This window comes from Flavobacterium cellulosilyticum (assembly GCF_004349355.1).
GTDB lineage: Bacteria > Bacteroidota > Bacteroidia > Flavobacteriales > Flavobacteriaceae > Flavobacterium > Flavobacterium cellulosilyticum.
This window is the reverse complement of sequence record NZ_SMFK01000003.1, coordinates 199,597-216,699: the sequence shown is the minus strand read 5'-3', so window position 1 is coordinate 216,699 and position 17,103 is coordinate 199,597. Positions and strand designations below refer to the sequence as shown.

Below are 17,103 nucleotides of genomic sequence, written 5' to 3'. Positions count from 1 at the left end.
TTATTTTTATTTGTTTGTAAAATAATTGTATTCTATAATCGCTTGATTGTACGCATTTAAATTGTCTAAATAATTTTTTCGAATTTCAATAGCTTGGCTTAAATACAAAGAGAGGTCTGAATAACTAATTTCTCCTGCTTGATAGGATTGGTTAGCTGCTTTAATAATTTCTTCTGCTTGATGTAATCCCGAAGTTTCGTAAAATTGCAAACCCGAAATGCTTTTTTCGACTTCAGTCTGGTGTTGCATTAAAGAAGATTTTAGTATTTGCGTTTGATATTGCAACTTTTGTTCTTGTACTTCTTTTTCGGTTTTAGCCGCTCTTATTTTATTTCTATTGGCGCCACTTCCAAATATTGGGAATGAAGTTGAAAATGAAAAACCAGTATATGGATCTTCAACACCATATAATTTTTGTGAAAAAACACGACCAGAAAACTCTGGCAAGCGATTACTTTTTTGGATTGCGATTTCACTATTGGCAATAGCTACATTTTGCTGTAATAAAAGAAGATTCGGATGGTTTTCTGATGTACTTTGTAAACTATATTCTAATTTTTCTAAAGAGTTATCCAGTGGTAAAATTATTTCGGAATTATTCAACAATTGCATCAATACTTGTTGCTGTACCAGCATTTCTTTTTTAAGTTGAGTGATATTTGTTTCAATTTCCTTTAGTTTTACATTAGCCGAAATTTTTTCGATACCGGCACTTTCTCCAGTTTTTACTTTTAAGACAGTTGTTTTTAACAAACCAATATAAATAGTGTCTAATCGTTGATACAAAGCTGTCTTGTCCTGTAAATACCATAATTGATAGTATACAGAACGGATATTCTTTTTCAGTTCTGTATTTATTGCATCTTTATTTATTTCAAAATATTTAGTTTGCTCTTTGTAATAATTTTTCTTGGATTGATTTACTTGCGGCATATAGAAACTTTGTTGCAAGCCAATTTTCCAAACACCTGTTTTATCAGAAGGACGCAAATCTTCATTTTCTACAAAAATGCCTGTTTTAGGAAATTCCTTGTTTCCTTTTATCAATAGCTGATTTTTTGAGATTTGGGACTGATTGATATTGTATTGTAAATTTTCCTTTAAACCTAGATTCAAAACTTCATCAATGGATTTTCGTGATTGTGCTTGACCACTAGTAAATGAAAGAAACAATCCAATAACTAAAATAGTTACAATTGATTTCACTTTTGGTTTTCTTTTTAAATTCATTTTTGTATTGAATATAATATAAAGTAAAGGCAATACAAATAAGGTTAAAAACGTAGCTGAAAGCAATCCTCCAATTACGACAGTTGCTAATGGTTTTTGTACTTCGGCACCTGCACTGTGCGATAATGCCATTGGTAAAAAACCTAATGAAGCCACAGTAGCTGTCATTAATACCGGTCGCAATCTTATTTTTGTCCCTTCGATAACGCGTTTTATAACATCATCCCAACCTTCTTTTTCGAGTTGGTTGAATGTGCCTACCAGTACAATTCCGTTTAATACTGCTACTCCAAATAAAGCGATAAAACCAATCCCTGCAGAAATACTAAAAGGCATTCCACGAAGAAGTAAAGCAAATACGCCCCCTATAGCACTCATAGGGATTGCAGAAAATATCAAACTTGCTTGTTTCATAGAATTGAATGTAAAATACAAGAGCATAAAGATTAACAGTAACGATATTGGTACGGCAATCAATAGACGATTGGTTGCTTTTTGTAAATTTTCAAATGTTCCACCATAAGTAAAATAATAACCTGAAGGTAATTTTACATCTTTCGCTAATTTGGCTTGAATTTCTTGTACCACACTTTGCACATCTCTGTCTTGTACATTAAAGCCAACAACAATTCTGCGCTTTCCTGCTTCTCTGCTTATTTGTGCAGGGCCTAGTTTAAAGTCTACTTTCGCAACTTGCGATAAGGGAATTTGGTTTCCAGTTGATATTGGTATTAATAGATTATTCACATCATCGATGCTTCTTCTTGAGGTACTATCTAATCGCACTACCAAATCAAATTTTCGTTCATCTTCGTATACAACCCCTGCTGCTTTTCCTGCAAAAGCCGTACTTACAATACTGTTAATGTCTTCAATGTTTAAACCATAATTTGCAATACGTAATCGGTCATATTCAATGTTTATTTGTGGTAATCCGGCCACTTGTTCTACTTGTGGAGAAGAAACTCCTTTTATATTTGTTATTACACTTTCTACTTTTTTTGCATATACGGACAGACTATCCAAGTTTTCTCCAAATATTTTTATGGCAACATCTTGTTTGATTCCCGTCATTAATTCATTGAAACGCATTTGAATAGGTTGGCTTTTTTCAATAAAAACCCCTGGAATCACGCTTAATTTTTCTTCAATAGCATCACCCAATTCATCATAGGACCTACCTGATTTCCATTCGTCTTGCGGTTTCAGAATTATCATCATATCAGTCGCTCCGGGCGGCATTGGATCTGTAGGTACTTCTCCAGCGCCAGTTTTACCAACTACAATTTTTACTTCATCGAATTGTTTTACAATTCTTGCGCCTTGCATCGAGGTTTCAATACTTTGGGATAAAGAAGTTTCGATCGGCATTTTAAATTCAAAAGCATAATCTCCTTCAGCTAATGTGGGAATAAATTCACCTCCCATTTTGCTAAAAATAAAAAATGTAACCAATAATAAAGCGACAGTAATACCAACGACTTTGTATTTTATAGCAATCACTTTTTCTAAAAGTGGTTTATATTTGCTATATAAAAAATCCATCATTTTATCAGAAAACGTCTTTTTATGACTGATGTGTTTCGGTAAAAACAAGGCACTCATCATAGGAATGTAGGTTAATGAAAGTATCATTGCGCCTATAATTGCAAAGGAAACCGTTTTTGCCATTGGCCCAAACATCTTTCCTTCGATACCTACTAAAGATAGGATAGGAAAGTATACGATCATAATGATAATTTGACCAAAGGCAGCACTACTCATCATTTTTTTAGCACTGTTTTCAACCGCAACATCCATTTGTATTTGAGTGAGTTTCGTTTTGCTTTTATTGTGTTCCAGAAAATACAAAGAGGCTTCCACAATAATTACGGCACCATCTACAATTAAACCAAAATCAATTGCCCCCAAACTCATTAAGTTAGCACTTACTCCAAAAACTTTCATCAAACCCAATGCAAATAACATCGATAGTGGTATTGCAGAAGCTACGATAAGCCCAGCTCGTAAATTCCCAAGGAATAATACCAAAACGAAAATTACAATTAATGCTCCTTCAACTAGGTTCTTTTCTACTGTAGAAATGGCACGGTTTACAAATGTACTTCTATCTATAAATGGTTCAACGATTACATCATCAGGTAATGATTTTTGTATTATGATCATTTTGTCTTTAATCCTTTGTACCACTTCATTACTATTAGCTCCTTTAAGCATCATAACAATACCACCAACTGCATCTACTTTTCCGTTATAGGTCATAGCTCCATATCGTACTGCACTACCAAATTGTACATCGGCAACATCTTTTATGAAAATAGGAACACCAGTTGGGTTGCTTTTTACAACAATATTTTTAACGTCTTCTAGGGAAGTGGCTAAACCTACACCACGAATAAAATAGGCAGTTGGTTTTTTGTCAATGTAAGCTCCACCCGTATTTTGATTGTTTTTTTCTAAAGCTGTAAAAATTTCGGGAATCGTTACACCCATTGCTCTTAAGCGGTTAGGGTTAACGCCAACTTCATATTGTTTTAGTTTACCACCAAAACTATTTATTTCGGCAATTCCGGGTGTGCCGTTTAGTTGTCTCGCTACTATCCAGTCCTGCATCGTACGCAAGTCCATAGCAGAGTATTTCTTCTCACTACCTTTTTTTGGATGTAAAATGTATTGATACACTTCGCCAAGCCCAGTACTTACCGGACCTAATTCTGGGGTTCCGATGCCCTGAGGTATTTGGCTAATGGCTTCCTTAAGTCGTTCACTAATGAGTTGTCGTGCAAAATAAATATTGACATCATCATCAAAAACGACTGTGATTACCGATAAACCAAAGCGGGAAATACTTCTGGTTTCTTCTAAATCAGGAAGATTTGCAATACTTTGTTCTATTGGAAACGTTACTAACTGTTCTACTTCTTGTCCTGCCAAAGTAGGGCAAAGCGTAATGATTTGTACCTGATTGTTTGTAATATCTGGTACTGCATCGATGGGCAATTTGGATGCACTCCAAACTCCCCAAATAATGAGAAATAAAGTCATCAAACCAATGATGAATTTATTATTTATACTAAAATGGATGATTTTGTCTAACACTATTGTAAAGGATTAATGTTTAATATTGATTTATAAATCACAGCATTTGAATCTATCAAATACGGTAAAGTAATTAATGAAAAAGACTAGTTTGATTAATGTACAAGTCATTAATCGCTATTCATTTAATCATTAATAAAAAAAAAATTAAGCATTAATTTGTGGCGGTTGCCAAATACTTCCGAAGAAATTGGAAGTGAAAATTGATTTGTATTCTGGTACTTTTTTGTCAATTATTGTTTTGACAGAAAAGAGATTATATACATAAATTGAATTGTAATCGAAGCCTTGGCAACCACAGCAGCTACAAATGCATAAAGGTGAGCAAGCATCTTTATCTTGATGTTGTGTTGAATTATGAATTGCTGTAATTTTTTCAAACGAACCAACTTGTTCCTTGTCTGCACAAGGCATACAGGAAAGTAATAGAATAATTATTGATAATATGGCGTTTGTAAATTTCAAGACTGTAAAAATAAGATTTTTATTTTTATGATTGTTAATTATTTGAAATGATTTTTATAATAATGCCAAACCCTTGTTGCTATTCCCAATAGTAAAATAAAGCAAATGATAGTTATTATTATGACGCGAATAACGGTGTATGCTGTTATTGGTTTTTTGGATTTAGTTTTGGGTTGAGGTTTTGGTTTGTTCTGTTTTTTAGTTTTTTGTTTTACCATTAAAAAATAAATAAAATTAATTTAAAATAAAGAAGAATTGGTCATCAAGTCTATTAGAATTGTCTTCTTTTATTAATCAAAAAAAAATTAAGCATTAATTTGTGGCGGTTGCCAAATTCTTCCGAAGAAATTGGAAGTAAGAAGTGATTTGTATTCGGGTGTTTTTTTGTCAATTGTATTTTTGACAGAAATGAAATTATAATTGTAGATGGTATTGTAAGCGAAACCTTGACAACCACAGCAGCTACAAATGCACAAAGGAGAACAAGCATCTTTATCTTGGTGTTGATTTGATTGATTACTGATTGTGACTTTATTGTACGAAACCACTGTTTCCGCATCTGCACAAGGCATACAGGAAAGTATTAGAAGAATAATTGAAACTATGGTGTTTATCGATTTCACAGATGTAAAAGTAATAATAAAATTTACAGAATTTTAAATTTAGAAATCTTTTAATTTATTTTTATGTATTTATAAATTTTTATTTAGATTTGTCTAAAATTTAATTTTCCCAAATGAAAAATTCCTTTCTAATTACTATATTACTATCAAGTGTCGCTTTTACATCTTGCGAGACTAATTATACTGAAATTCCTGCTGATGATACCGTTTTAGACGGAACCGTAGAAGGACTTTCTCATGAAGAGTCTGCTCGATTTTTAAGAGGGGACGAAGCCTTTAGTAAGGTATTTACTAGAGGGACAGGACTTGGGCCAACTTATGTTTCAACAAGTTGTGTCAGTTGTCATACTGGTGATGGTAAAGGACATCCTTCTACCATACTTACCCGTTTCGGGCAAATAGATGAAACAGGAAACCTATTCCTGAACCAAGGTGGCCCACAATTACAAAACAGATCGTTACCTGGATATTTTCCTGAACAAGTTCCATTTGGCGCTACATTTACAAAATTTACAGCCCCAGCAACTACTGGTTTAGGTTTTTTAGAGGCGCTTTCAGATGCTGATATCTTAGCAATGGCAGATCCAAATGATATGGATGGCGATGGAATATCAGGTGTTCCAAACTGGATTGACATTCCTGATTTTGTAATCCCATCATCAAATGCTATTTCTCAAAATGGAAAATACATTGGTCGATATGGTAAAAAAGCAGCAGCCCATAGTTTATTGCATCAAACGGCAAATGCTTACAATCAGGATATGGGAATAACATCTATCTTCAGACCTATTGATACGTATAGCCATCTGGAAATTGATCCTGAAGTTGCCACCAGTACCGTAAACGATGTTGTGTTTTACTTACGCACCTTAAAAGCGCCTATTCAACGCAATCAAAACGATGCGGTTGTGAATCAAGGAGCAGCAATTTTCAACCAAATTAATTGTACTGGTTGTCATAAAACGGAATTAAAAACAGGAAACTCACCAATTGCCGCGCTTTCTTACAAAACATTTGCTCCCTATACCGATTTATTATTACACGATATGGGAAGTGGATTAGATGATAATTATACCGAAGGAAATGCTAAAACCTATGAATGGAAAACACCAGCCTTGTGGGGACTTGGGCTTTCAGGGAATTCACAAGGAGGAAATTTTTTTCTAATGCATGACGGAAGAGCCAGAAGTGTAGAAGAAGCCATTTTAATGCATGGTGGAGAAGCGACTGCCAGTAAAATAAACTATCAAAATCTAACACAATCCGATAAAGCAGCCTTGCTGAAATTTATGAAATCTTTATAATCATGAACAGAAAAGAATTTTTAAAAACTTGTGGTTTCGGTTGTTTAGCCGGACTCACGTCTCTTACTGTTTTGCAAAGCTGTAGTTCATCCCAAGTTTTGGCAAAAGAGATAAGCGGTTCCGATATTTTAGTTCCAATAACTGATTTTGTGATAAAAAAAAATGGGACAATAGAATATAAAAAATACATAATCATTCAGAACGAGCAACTGAAATTCCCCATTTGTGTTTACCGATTTGACGCAAGTAATTATAGCGCCTTGTTTATGGAATGTTCTCATCAAGGAGCCGAATTACAAGTTTTTGGAGATAAATTACAATGTTCTGCCCACGGAAGTGAATTTAGTAATAAAGGAACCGTGGAAAACGGACCCGCAGATAGAAATTTAAGAAATTTTCCAATTACCATAGCTAACAATACCCTTAAAATATCATTAAAATGAAATTAAAATTCCTCTATATACTCGCACTTTTGTTTTCTTTAAATTCCTATTCCCAAATTGATACCAGTTTACTAAAAAGAACACCGAAAGACAGTACAAAACAGGCGTTGAATATGGATGCTGTTTACAATCGTCCTTTTTTAAATATTGGAAAAACACCCATAGCTGTTGGAGGTTATATGGAAGCCAATTGGCAACGTCTTTCCACAGATGGTGTTTCCGAAGGACATCAATTTCAAGCCAGACGATTAACCATATTTATGTCATCGGCAATCAGCAAACGCGTGAAATTTTTAAGCGAAATCGAATTTGAAGATGGTGGAAAAGAAATTGCCATAGAATTCGCCTCTGTCGATGTTGAACTTCATCCCTTGGTTAATTTTAGAGGAGGAATAATCATGAACCCTATTGGGGCTTTTAATCAGAATCATGATGGTCCAAAATGGGAATTTAGCGACAGACCCATTTCAGCAACACAAATGTTACCGAGTACTTTTAGCAATGTCGGGGCTGGGCTTTTTGGAAAAAAATACTCGAACAATTGGATGATTGGATATGAGGCCTATTTTTCAGGAAACTTCGACAATTCGATCATTGAAAATGAGGAAAACAAAACCTTCCTTCCTGCTGCCAAAAATAACGCGGAACGTTTTGAAGAAATAAATAGTGGTTTGCCTTTATTTACAGGGAAAATTGCTGTTCGAAACAGTAAAATTGGAGAATTGGGATTGTCTTATATGGGAGGAGTTTATAATAAATACCAAGATGACGGAGTGATTATAGACACCAAACGACGTGTTGATGTTTTTGCCATAGACTTTAACACTACTTTGCCAAAAGTAAAAACATTTATAACAGGGGAATGGGCATGGATTAAAGTAGATGTTCCAGAAACATACGGTCAACAATTTGGAAACAAGCAATGTGGTGGCTTTATGGATGTAGTTCAACCAATCCTTAAAAGCACCATTTTAGGATGGGAAAATGCAGTATTAAATATTGCATGTCGCATGGAGTATGTGGACTGGAACGTAGGGACTTTTAAAGAGACTGGAGGGAATATTAGAGAAGATATTTGGAGTGTAATGCCTGCGGTAAGTTTCCGTCCGTCCTCACAAACTGTGTTTAGACTAAATTACCGCTTTCAGAAGCAAACCGATATTTTAGGAAATCCGCCTGCAAGTACTGCTGGATTTAACATTGGGATTTCTACTTATTTTTAATTGTGTTGTCCAGTATAAATTTATGGTTATTTTGATGAAAACCGTCTGAATTGAGTATAATCATTACAGTTTTAACGAATATGTTAATTCAACAAAAAAGTAAACTAAAAGCCGCGTTCGTGGCTTTTTTATTTGGAACTATTTAGCATGTATCAATATGAAATTCACTAAACACCCATTTAAAACAAAAATAGAGTAGTGCAAACTAATCTTTTGACTTTTAAACATTGTATTTCTTTAAATTTTCATTTTTTGCATTCCGACTACGTTTAAAATTACTACTAAAGCCTGATTAGTAAAAGAAGTAACACGGGAGGCAGTCCGAAAAAAAAAAGCGCATTTTATTTTGTGAATAGTATTGGAACATATTTCCATTTGCGACACCGTATTTAAGAAATATTGTTTTTCATATCTTCAAATTGTTCTTTTGTGATTTCACCACTTGCGTATCTCCTTTTAAAATTTCTATAGGTGATTCATTGATTTACTTTGGTTTTTTTGAGAAATATGTTATATACATATGTATAAATAAAAAGGATGTTTGCTTTTTAAAACAAACATCCCTTATGGATCAAAGAATTAGATTTTAAATATTTTGTCGTCTCATAATGTACTTTAACGTTTTTTATTCTTCCACATTTTTCATTTTCATCAAAAGTGCGTAAGCCCCTTTTATCACAACAGTTGCCTCATTCAAATCATCAGAAACAATTTCTGTAAATCCGTTTTCTGCATTTCCTGTTGTTACTTCTTTCATTTCAAATTGCTTGTTGGCTTTGGCAACAAAAACATAATTTTTGTTTTCATAACTTACTATAGCATCCGATGGTAAAACATTAGATTGCTGGCTTTTAACTTCAATTACTGCATTCATATACATACCAGGCAATAAAGATTTATCAGAATTGGTAAAGTTGCAGTTTATTATAGTACTTCGATCTTCTGAAAAATCTTTACCAATTAAAACGATTTTACATGGGTATTTTTTCTCTGGATTGGTATTGGTATAAGCTAATACCGATTGACCAATAGCCAGTTTATTGATGTCTTTTTCGAAAACAGTTAATGCTAAATGTATATCTGAAGGATTTACAATTTCAAATAAAATATCGCTTGGATTTACATATTTTCCTGTGTTTACATTTACTTTTGATACATAACCGCTTATAGGTGAATATATATTAATACTTTTTGAAATATTTTTTGTAGATAGACTATTTGGATTAATTCCTGCGAATTTTAATTTTTCACCATACGATTGTACCATTACAGATAGTGAATTGTATTCAGCTTGTGCTTGTTGATAAACTTTATCACTACTGGCTTTGCTTTGATTAAGATCTTTTTGACGTTCAAATTCAGCTTTAGCATATCCGATTTTTGCTTTGGCCAAAAGATAATCTTCTTGCAGTTGGATATATTGTTGGTCCTCCACCACACACAAAACTTGTCCTTTGGTTACATACATTCCTTCTAACAATTTGGTACTTTTTAAATAACCGCCCATTGGTACACTTATAGACACTAAATTTTGTGGTGGAACTTCTGTTTTTCCGTTCAGTTTTAATATTGCAGAAATTTCCTTTTGCTCGATTTTACCGGTTTGAATCGCTGCATTTTTTATTTGTGCATCGGTTAGTGTTGTTGTGTTTGCGATAGTGGGTGTCGCATCCGCTTCGCTTTCTGATTTTTTATTCCCACAGGAAGAAAGCAATACTATTGCAATTATTGTGATTATTGAATTTTTAGTCATGATTTTTATATTTTGATATTGCTTTGGCTGTTCACTAAAGCTCGGGTTGTGAATATTCGATTTCATTTTATTTATTTTGATATTAAGAAACGGTTTGCTGTTTAAATTTTATTGATAATCATTTATGCATCAATCTTAATGCGAAGGAGTTTTATAGAGTTAATAAAGACTAAAGTGTCGGGGAGCAAATGAATAGCTGCTGCCTCAATTGGTCCAATTATTTTAAGTAAGACAAGGGTAATTCCAATGACATGAACAACACCCACCCCCACAAAAATATTTTCGCGAATGGTGCGATAGGCTCTTTTACTGATAGCGCGTGCCTTGGCAATTTTCTCTAATTTATCCTGCATTAGAACGATATCGGCTGCTTCCATTGCAGTTTCTGTACCCATTGCACCCATTGCGATACCAATATTTGCTTGGACTAAAGCAGGTGCATCGTTAATTCCATCCCCCACCATTGCTACTTTGGAACCGTCTTTTTGCAATTCTTTTATGATATTGATTTTATCTTCGGGTAATAAATTGGCTCTGTAATCTGTAATTCCTATTTGATTGGAAACATACTTTGCAGTTTCGGGATTGTCACCTGTAAGCATTACAATGTTTTTTATGCCGCTTTTTCTTAAGCCTTGAATCATTTCTTTTGCACCTTCACGAATGGCATCTGAGATATAAAAAATACCTGCCAGTTTATTTTCGATTGAAAGGTAAATAACAGTATCCGTTACATTTTCAGAAGAATTAAATAATGGAGTTTTATTTTCCTCCATAAAAAGTTTATTTCCTAATAAAATAGACTTGCCCTCAACTTTTGCAGAAACCCCTCGTCCTTTTATCACCTCAAAATTTTCTGGTTCTCCATAGGTAAGTTTTAATTTATCTGCGTAACTTAAGATTGCTTTTGCTAATGGATGGCTGGAACGTCTATCAACTGTAGCAGCAAATTGAACTAAATTTTGCTCATTATAATTAGGGTCTATTATTTCAACTTTATTCACGATAGGACTTCCAATTGTCAATGTTCCAGTCTTGTCAAAAACGATAGTAGTAACTTTTGCAAGCTCCTCTAAAAACAAACCTCCTTTTATCAAAATTCCTTCTCTGGCAGCACGTGCAATGGCCGCGATGGTAACCAATGGTGTTGCTAAACCTAATTCAGCAGGAGAGGTAAAAATCAGCAATGCAATAACCAGTTTAACATCACGGGTGAAAAAGTAAACTGTACCAACAAAAATAAATACTACAGGAATAAGCCAGGAAGCCACTTTGTCTGTAAATTTTTCAATAGGTGCCTGTTGACTTTCTGCATCCTCTACCAATGAAATGATTCGTGAAAAAACAGTATCTACACCTGCTTTTGTCATTTCAATATCCAGAGCCCCTAATTCCAGTATTGTTCCGGCAAAGGCATCACTACCGACTGTTTTTTCTTGTGGAACACTTTCGCCTGTTATTGGTGCCTGATTAACAGAACCTGAACCGGAAATTACTTTACCATCCACAGGAATTTTTTCTCCAGCTTTCACCAGAATAACATCTCCGATTTTCAAATCAGTTATTTGCACTATGGATTCCTGATTGTCTTTTTTTACTATTGCCGTTTTGGGAACGGAACCTATCAACTCTTTAATCGACGATCTTGCTTTTTCGGTACTGGCACTTGCAATATACTCGGCAATAAGAATAATCATAAGTACGACAGCACCTGCCAAATATTCTTTACCGAGAACAGAAATAATTACCGCTATGGTTATAAATAATTCGGTACCTATTTTAAGTTGTTTTATTATATCCAATGCAGCTGTTTTTACTAAGGAGTAGAGCCCAAAAGCCATTGCAATAATTAATATTGGTAGTTGAATAAAGTCGAGATAAAAGAATAAACTCGCAAGACCAACGGTTATGATCCGTACAATTTCCCAAAGAAACTGACGTGAAAAGAAGGTTTTTGTGTAATTCATGGTTATTCAGTTTTAGTTAATGAATTAAGTTCAATAATGCTATTGTTTAACTTTCTAACGACTTCAATATAATTACTCTGAATTTGGGTATTTTGATTGATTAGCATTACCCATTCTAAATAATTAATGTCACCATTGTTGAATTTATCGTTGGCAGCTTTGGTTACTATATCAACACTTTTCAACGCTTTGGTTTCGTAATAATCAATGGTAGTTTTGTTTTTTTGATATTCTTGCAATACATTGTGATATTGGTTTTGCAGTTTCAATTTTTCAAAGCCCATATTATTTTCAGCGATTTGGGTTTTGGTTTCCAATGCTTTTTTCCTATTGTTGATTGATGAATTGAATAAAGGAAGTGCTACGCCAAATTGTCCGTAAACACCATTGTTGTTTTCCTGAAAAGAGGTATTGGTTTTGAAAGTCTGCCAATACAAACCACCAATTAGTTCCGGCATTTTCTTGGATTTCTCTAAAGCAATTTCGGCTTTATTGATATTTACTTCTTGTTCCTTTAGTTTTATGCTTGGCTGATTTTCAATTGCATTCTCATCGAGTTTTTCGTCGAAAGTCATTTTGAACTTATCCCACACTGGCATAAAATCTTTATCGTCATTCAATAGATATTTGAATTGTGTTTGGCGTATTTTATAATCGCTTTGCAATTCTTGTAACTGTATTTTTATTTGTCCTGATTGGTTTTCGGCTGTTACTTTTTCTAAAATATTACTTTCTCCTTTGTCAAAACGCAGGACTGATTTTCTTAAAAAATCCGAATAGATACTATCACTTTTCAGTAATATCTGTTCTTTTTCTTTGAGATAAACCATTTCATAAAATACGGTTGTAACTTGCTTGGTCAATTCTTTTCTTTGTAAAGCTTCGTTCCATTCGCCAGTTTTGGACTCTTCTATTAAAAGCTGTTTTTGCCTAGAGTAAACCGTTGGAAATTTAATGCTTTGTGAAATTCCAATTTTAATATCATTCACAATGCTATTAAACTGTCCATATTCGCTAATAATACCTGTGTTTGGAATGTCATATCCTGTCTTGGTCAGTTTTTGTAAATATTCAGAATTTAATTTTTGGTTTTTAACCTTTAGATTATTTTGCAATGCGGTTTCAATTGCTTTATCTATTGAAATTTTTTCTTGCGCATTTGTATTTTGAAAAGAGAAAAATATTCCCAACACGATGATTGTTGTAATTGATTTTATCTTTTTTGATTTTAATTTAATTCCTTTTTCGAACATAATGTATAAAATTGGTAAAACAAATAAAGTTAAGAAAGTAGCTACAATCAATCCACCAATAACAACCGTTGCTAATGGTTTTTGCACTTCTGCACCGGAACCATTGCTTAATGCCATTGGTAAAAATCCTAACGACGCTACAAGTGCCGTCATTAAAACGGGTCGCAAACGTATTCTTGTTCCTTGAAGCACAATTGCTTTTAAATCGGTTTCGCCTGATTTTTTTATGCGGTTGAATTCGGCTATAAGAACCAAACCATTCAAAACAGCCACACCAAATAAAGCAATAAATCCAACTCCTGCGCTGATGCTAAAAGGCATTCCACGCATTGCTAGAAAGAATATTCCACCAATCATTGATAACGGAATAGCCGAATAAATTAATAGTCCCTGCCTTACTGATTTGAAAGCAAAATACAATAAGATAAAAATTAGTATTAGAGATATTGGAACTGCAATTAACAATCGTTGCTTTGCTGCATTTAAGTTTTCAAAAGCACCACCATAGGTTGGATAATAACCTGCTGGGAACTTGATTTGAGTATTTACCTTGTTTTGTAATTCGGTTACAATGCTTTGCACATCGCGACCACGAACATTAAAACCAACTACAATTCTACGTTTGGCATCTTCACGTTGAATTTGATTTGGACCTTCGGTAATTTCTACTTTTGCCAATTGAGATAGAGGAATTTGCATCCCGTTTGGCGCTGGAATTAATAAATTTTGAACATCTGCCAAGTCTTTTCTATTTTCTCCTGCTAAACGAACAACTAAATCAAATCGTTTTTCATCTTCATAAATCAATCCAGCACTTTGTCCTGCAAAGGCGGTATTCACTATTTTATTAATGTCTTCGATATTCAAATTGTATTGTGCAATTGCAGGACGATTATAGTCGATGACAATTTGTGGCATTCCAGTAACTGTTTCTACGTATAGGTCAGAAGTGCCTTCAACGGTATTTACAATCTTTCCTAATTTGTTGGCGTATAAAGCCAAAGTGTCTAAATTTTCACCAAAAATTTTACACACTACATCTTGTCTAGCTCCTGTCATTAGTTCGTTGAAACGCATTTGTACCGGATATTGAAATCCATAAGAAACACCTGGAACAGCTTCGAGTTCCTTTGCCATTTTTGCTGATAATTCATCGAATGTTGATGCTGATGTCCATTCTGATTTGTCTTTTAGAATAACCATCATATCACTGGCATCAATAGGCATTGGGTCTGTTGGCACTTCGGAACTTCCGGTTTTACCAACCACTTTTTGTACTTCCGGAAACTTTTCTAATAATATTTTTGCCCCTTGCGAAATCGCGGTCATAGATGTTTGCAAATTACTTCCTGGCAAAACCCTTGTTTCTACTGCAAAATCTCCCTCTTCAAGTGATGGCATAAATTCTCCACCCATAAATGAAAGTGTAACGATCGCTAGAACAAATAATGCTAATGTAGTTCCGATTATAACCCTTGGAATGGCTAATGCTTTTTCTAAAAGTGGCTGATAGAAATTTTCTAATTTTGCCATCATTTTATCTGAGAAGTTTTGCTTGTGTGTTATTTTTTTATTCAAAAACAAAGCTGTCATCATAGGAATATAAGTCAATGACAAAACAAAAGCACCAAACAAAGCAAAGGCAATTGTTTGTGCCATTGGTAAAAACATTTTTCCTTCAATACCACGTAATGTAAAAATTGGAATGTAAACAATCAAAATAATTAGTTCTCCAAAAACGGCAACATTTCGCATTCTTACAGAAGTTTCTAAAACTGTTTTATCCATTTCGTGTTGAGAAACCTCTCCTTTTTTTCGACCGTGCAAACTAAACAAACAGGCTTCAACAATAATTACGGCACCATCTACAATAAGCCCGAAATCTAAAGCTCCTAAACTCATTAAATTTCCGCTTACGCCAAATAAATTCATTAGTATTACTGCAAATAACATTGCCAATGGTATAACCGAAGCTACTATTAAACCAGCTCGTACATTTCCTAAAAAAAAGATTAATACTAAAAGTACGATTAATGCCCCCTCAATTAGGTTTTTGCCAACTGTAGAAATAGAATTATTTACCATTTTTGTACGGTCTAAAAATGGTTCAACAATTACACCTTCCGGTAAGGTCTTTCTAATTTGTTCAATTCTTTCTTTAATGTCTTTGATAACAATATTGCTATTCGCGCCTTTTAACATCATTACCACTGCACCCGAAACTTCGCCTTCTCCGTTGTAAGTCATTGCTCCGTAACGAATAGCATTACCAATGCGAACATCTGCAACATCACGAATAAATAAGGGACTGCCACTATTGGTGTTTTTAATAGATATGTCTTTTATGTTTTCGATTGTATTGATTAACCCTTCACTTCTAATGTATAAAACGGTTGGTCCTTTTTCAATATAGGCACCTCCAGTATTTTCATTGTTTTTTTCTAAAGCATTAAAAACATCCGCAATCGTAATATTGTAAGACTGCAATTTATTAGGATCAATGGCGATTTCATATTGTTTTAATTTCCCGCCAAAACTGCTTACTTCTGCAACACCTTCAACGCTTAATAATTGACGGCGAACGATCCAATCTTGTATAGTTCTTAACTCGGTTACATCGTATTTTTTCTCATAACCAGGTTTTGGCCTTACTACATATTGATAAATTTCTCCCAAACCAGTTGTTACCGGTGCTAAAGTTGGAGAACCAATACCTTTTGGTATCAGTTCTTTGACAGCACTTAATCTTTCGGTTACTTGTTGACGTGCCCAATACACATCGGTTGCATCATTAAAAACAATGGTTACCACTGATAAACCAAAACGAGAGAAACTACGAATTTCTTTCAGTCCTGGAATATTACTGTTGGCTTGCTCGATTGGAAATGTTATCAACCGTTCAATATCGGTTGCTCCCAATGATGGTGCAGAAGTGATAACTTGAACCTGATTGTCTGTAATATCGGGAACGGCATCAATGGGTAATTTGGTGAATTGGAAAATACCGTACCCAATAAGCACAAGTGTAAACAACCCAACAATGAGCTTATTTTTTATAGAAAATTCTATTATTTTATTCAGCATAATTTTTTATATTATTGAATATTCAATAGTTACATTGAATATTGTCCGTTTAATTTTAGAGTAACAGTAATGGCTGTATTTTCATTATTTTTGAAAAACCAACCATGCTTTCCTTCAAAAGGAGCATAAAAGGTTCCTACCATATTATTGGAATAGGCAAGGGTGTAGCTTTCAAAATAGACATCATTAACTGCCTTTTCTTGTTTTACCTCCCCATGAAAATCTAAATAAACGGTTCCTTTGTCTGTAGTCCATTCGTACTTCATTTTGCCGTATTTCAGCATATAAATTTTATATTCAATTCCTTTTCCTGCTGGAACAATAACCTCGACGGTGTCTTCTCTTTCTGCGTATTGTTTTTCTGGAGCTGGATTATCTGCCTCGACAGGTCTTTTTACGTCAGGTCCAGAACCCGCTTTTTCCATTTTTATTAATGGAAATGTTTCTTGTGTTGTTTGTCCCAGTTGATTTTCTCCTGCATTTTCTGGAACATACAATTTACTGAATCCGAACAATTTACCCGTTCCTATTGGGTCTATTCCATATTCGGCAGGTAAAACTGCACTAACTAAAATGATTATTCCTAAAACCAAAGCAAATAAGACCGCTTTGATAATTTCTTTTTTTTCTACTATTTGATGATTTATTTCTGACATTGT

General features: G+C 34.1%; 11 protein-coding genes. 3 read left to right on the top strand and 8 right to left on the bottom strand.

Going from position 1 to position 17,103, the window contains the following annotated elements:
* Positions 1–6: 6 nt before the first annotated feature.
* From E0F76_RS07350 to E0F76_RS07340, 3 genes are all read right to left on the bottom strand, one after another.
* Complete coding sequence (locus tag E0F76_RS07350) at positions 7–4,329, bottom strand: CusA/CzcA family heavy metal efflux RND transporter (protein WP_132003585.1); 4,323 nt, start codon at positions 4,327–4,329, stop codon at positions 7–9.
* Between the two features lie 147 nt (positions 4,330–4,476).
* On the bottom strand, positions 4,477–4,794 hold the full coding sequence (locus tag E0F76_RS07345; RefSeq protein WP_132003582.1) for a DUF6660 family protein: 318 nt from the start codon (positions 4,792–4,794) through the stop codon (positions 4,477–4,479).
* Between the two features lie 305 nt (positions 4,795–5,099).
* Positions 5,100–5,417, bottom strand: a complete 318-nt coding sequence (locus E0F76_RS07340; RefSeq protein WP_342773065.1) for a DUF6660 family protein — start codon at positions 5,415–5,417, stop codon at positions 5,100–5,102.
* A gap of 113 nt (positions 5,418–5,530) precedes the next feature.
* Between E0F76_RS07340 and E0F76_RS07335 the strand changes: the two genes are divergently transcribed.
* The 3 genes from E0F76_RS07335 to E0F76_RS07325 are packed head-to-tail and all read left to right on the top strand — an operon-like array spanning position 5,531 to position 8,387.
* On the top strand, positions 5,531–6,721 hold the full coding sequence (locus E0F76_RS07335) for a di-heme oxidoredictase family protein (protein ID WP_132003576.1): 1,191 nt from the start codon (positions 5,531–5,533) through the stop codon (positions 6,719–6,721).
* A gap of 2 nt (positions 6,722–6,723) precedes the next feature.
* Positions 6,724–7,164, top strand: coding sequence for a QcrA and Rieske domain-containing protein (locus tag E0F76_RS07330; RefSeq protein WP_132003573.1), 441 nt, complete (start codon positions 6,724–6,726; stop codon positions 7,162–7,164).
* Positions 7,161–8,387, top strand: coding sequence for a hypothetical protein (locus E0F76_RS07325; RefSeq protein ID WP_132003570.1), 1,227 nt, complete (start codon positions 7,161–7,163; stop codon positions 8,385–8,387). Before E0F76_RS07330 ends, E0F76_RS07325 begins: the two co-directional genes overlap by 4 nt.
* A 389-nt stretch (positions 8,388–8,776) precedes the next feature.
* On the opposite strand, the gene E0F76_RS20005 is transcribed toward E0F76_RS07325, so the two are convergent.
* From E0F76_RS20005 to E0F76_RS07300, 5 genes are all read right to left on the bottom strand, one after another.
* Complete coding sequence (locus tag E0F76_RS20005; RefSeq protein WP_132004013.1) at positions 8,777–8,863, bottom strand: SHOCT domain-containing protein; 87 nt, start codon at positions 8,861–8,863, stop codon at positions 8,777–8,779.
* A 149-nt stretch (positions 8,864–9,012) separates the two neighbouring features.
* Positions 9,013–10,140 carry an efflux RND transporter periplasmic adaptor subunit gene (locus tag E0F76_RS07315; protein WP_132003567.1) on the bottom strand — a complete coding sequence of 376 codons (1,128 nt, stop codon included), beginning with the start codon at positions 10,138–10,140 and terminating at the stop codon, positions 9,013–9,015.
* A gap of 122 nt (positions 10,141–10,262) precedes the next feature.
* The gene (locus E0F76_RS07310) at positions 10,263–12,107 is read right to left on the bottom strand and encodes a heavy metal translocating P-type ATPase (protein WP_132003564.1); all 1,845 of its coding nucleotides are present in this window, start codon (positions 12,105–12,107) and stop codon (positions 10,263–10,265) included.
* 2 nt (positions 12,108–12,109) lie between these two features.
* Positions 12,110–16,444, bottom strand: a complete 4,335-nt coding sequence (locus E0F76_RS07305; protein ID WP_132003561.1) for a CusA/CzcA family heavy metal efflux RND transporter — start codon at positions 16,442–16,444, stop codon at positions 12,110–12,112.
* A 29-nt stretch (positions 16,445–16,473) separates the two neighbouring features.
* Positions 16,474–17,100 carry a hypothetical protein gene (locus E0F76_RS07300; RefSeq protein WP_132003558.1) on the bottom strand — a complete coding sequence of 209 codons (627 nt, stop codon included), beginning with the start codon at positions 17,098–17,100 and terminating at the stop codon, positions 16,474–16,476.
* Between the last annotated feature and the right edge of the window lie 3 nt (positions 17,101–17,103).

Coding starts and splice junctions, on each gene's coding strand:
- E0F76_RS07335 (WP_132003576.1), top strand. CDS start 5,531: ATGAAAAATTCCTTTCTAATTACTATATTACTATCAAGTGTCGCTTTT.
- E0F76_RS07330 (WP_132003573.1), top strand. CDS start 6,724: ATGAACAGAAAAGAATTTTTAAAAACTTGTGGTTTCGGTTGTTTAGCC.
- E0F76_RS07325 (WP_132003570.1), top strand. CDS start 7,161: ATGAAATTAAAATTCCTCTATATACTCGCACTTTTGTTTTCTTTAAAT.
- E0F76_RS07315 (WP_132003567.1), bottom strand. CDS start 10,140: ATGACTAAAAATTCAATAATCACAATAATTGCAATAGTATTGCTTTCT.
- E0F76_RS07310 (WP_132003564.1), bottom strand. CDS start 12,107: ATGAATTACACAAAAACCTTCTTTTCACGTCAGTTTCTTTGGGAAATT.
- E0F76_RS07305 (WP_132003561.1), bottom strand. CDS start 16,444: ATGCTGAATAAAATAATAGAATTTTCTATAAAAAATAAGCTCATTGTT.
- E0F76_RS07300 (WP_132003558.1), bottom strand. CDS start 17,100: ATGTCAGAAATAAATCATCAAATAGTAGAAAAAAAAGAAATTATCAAA.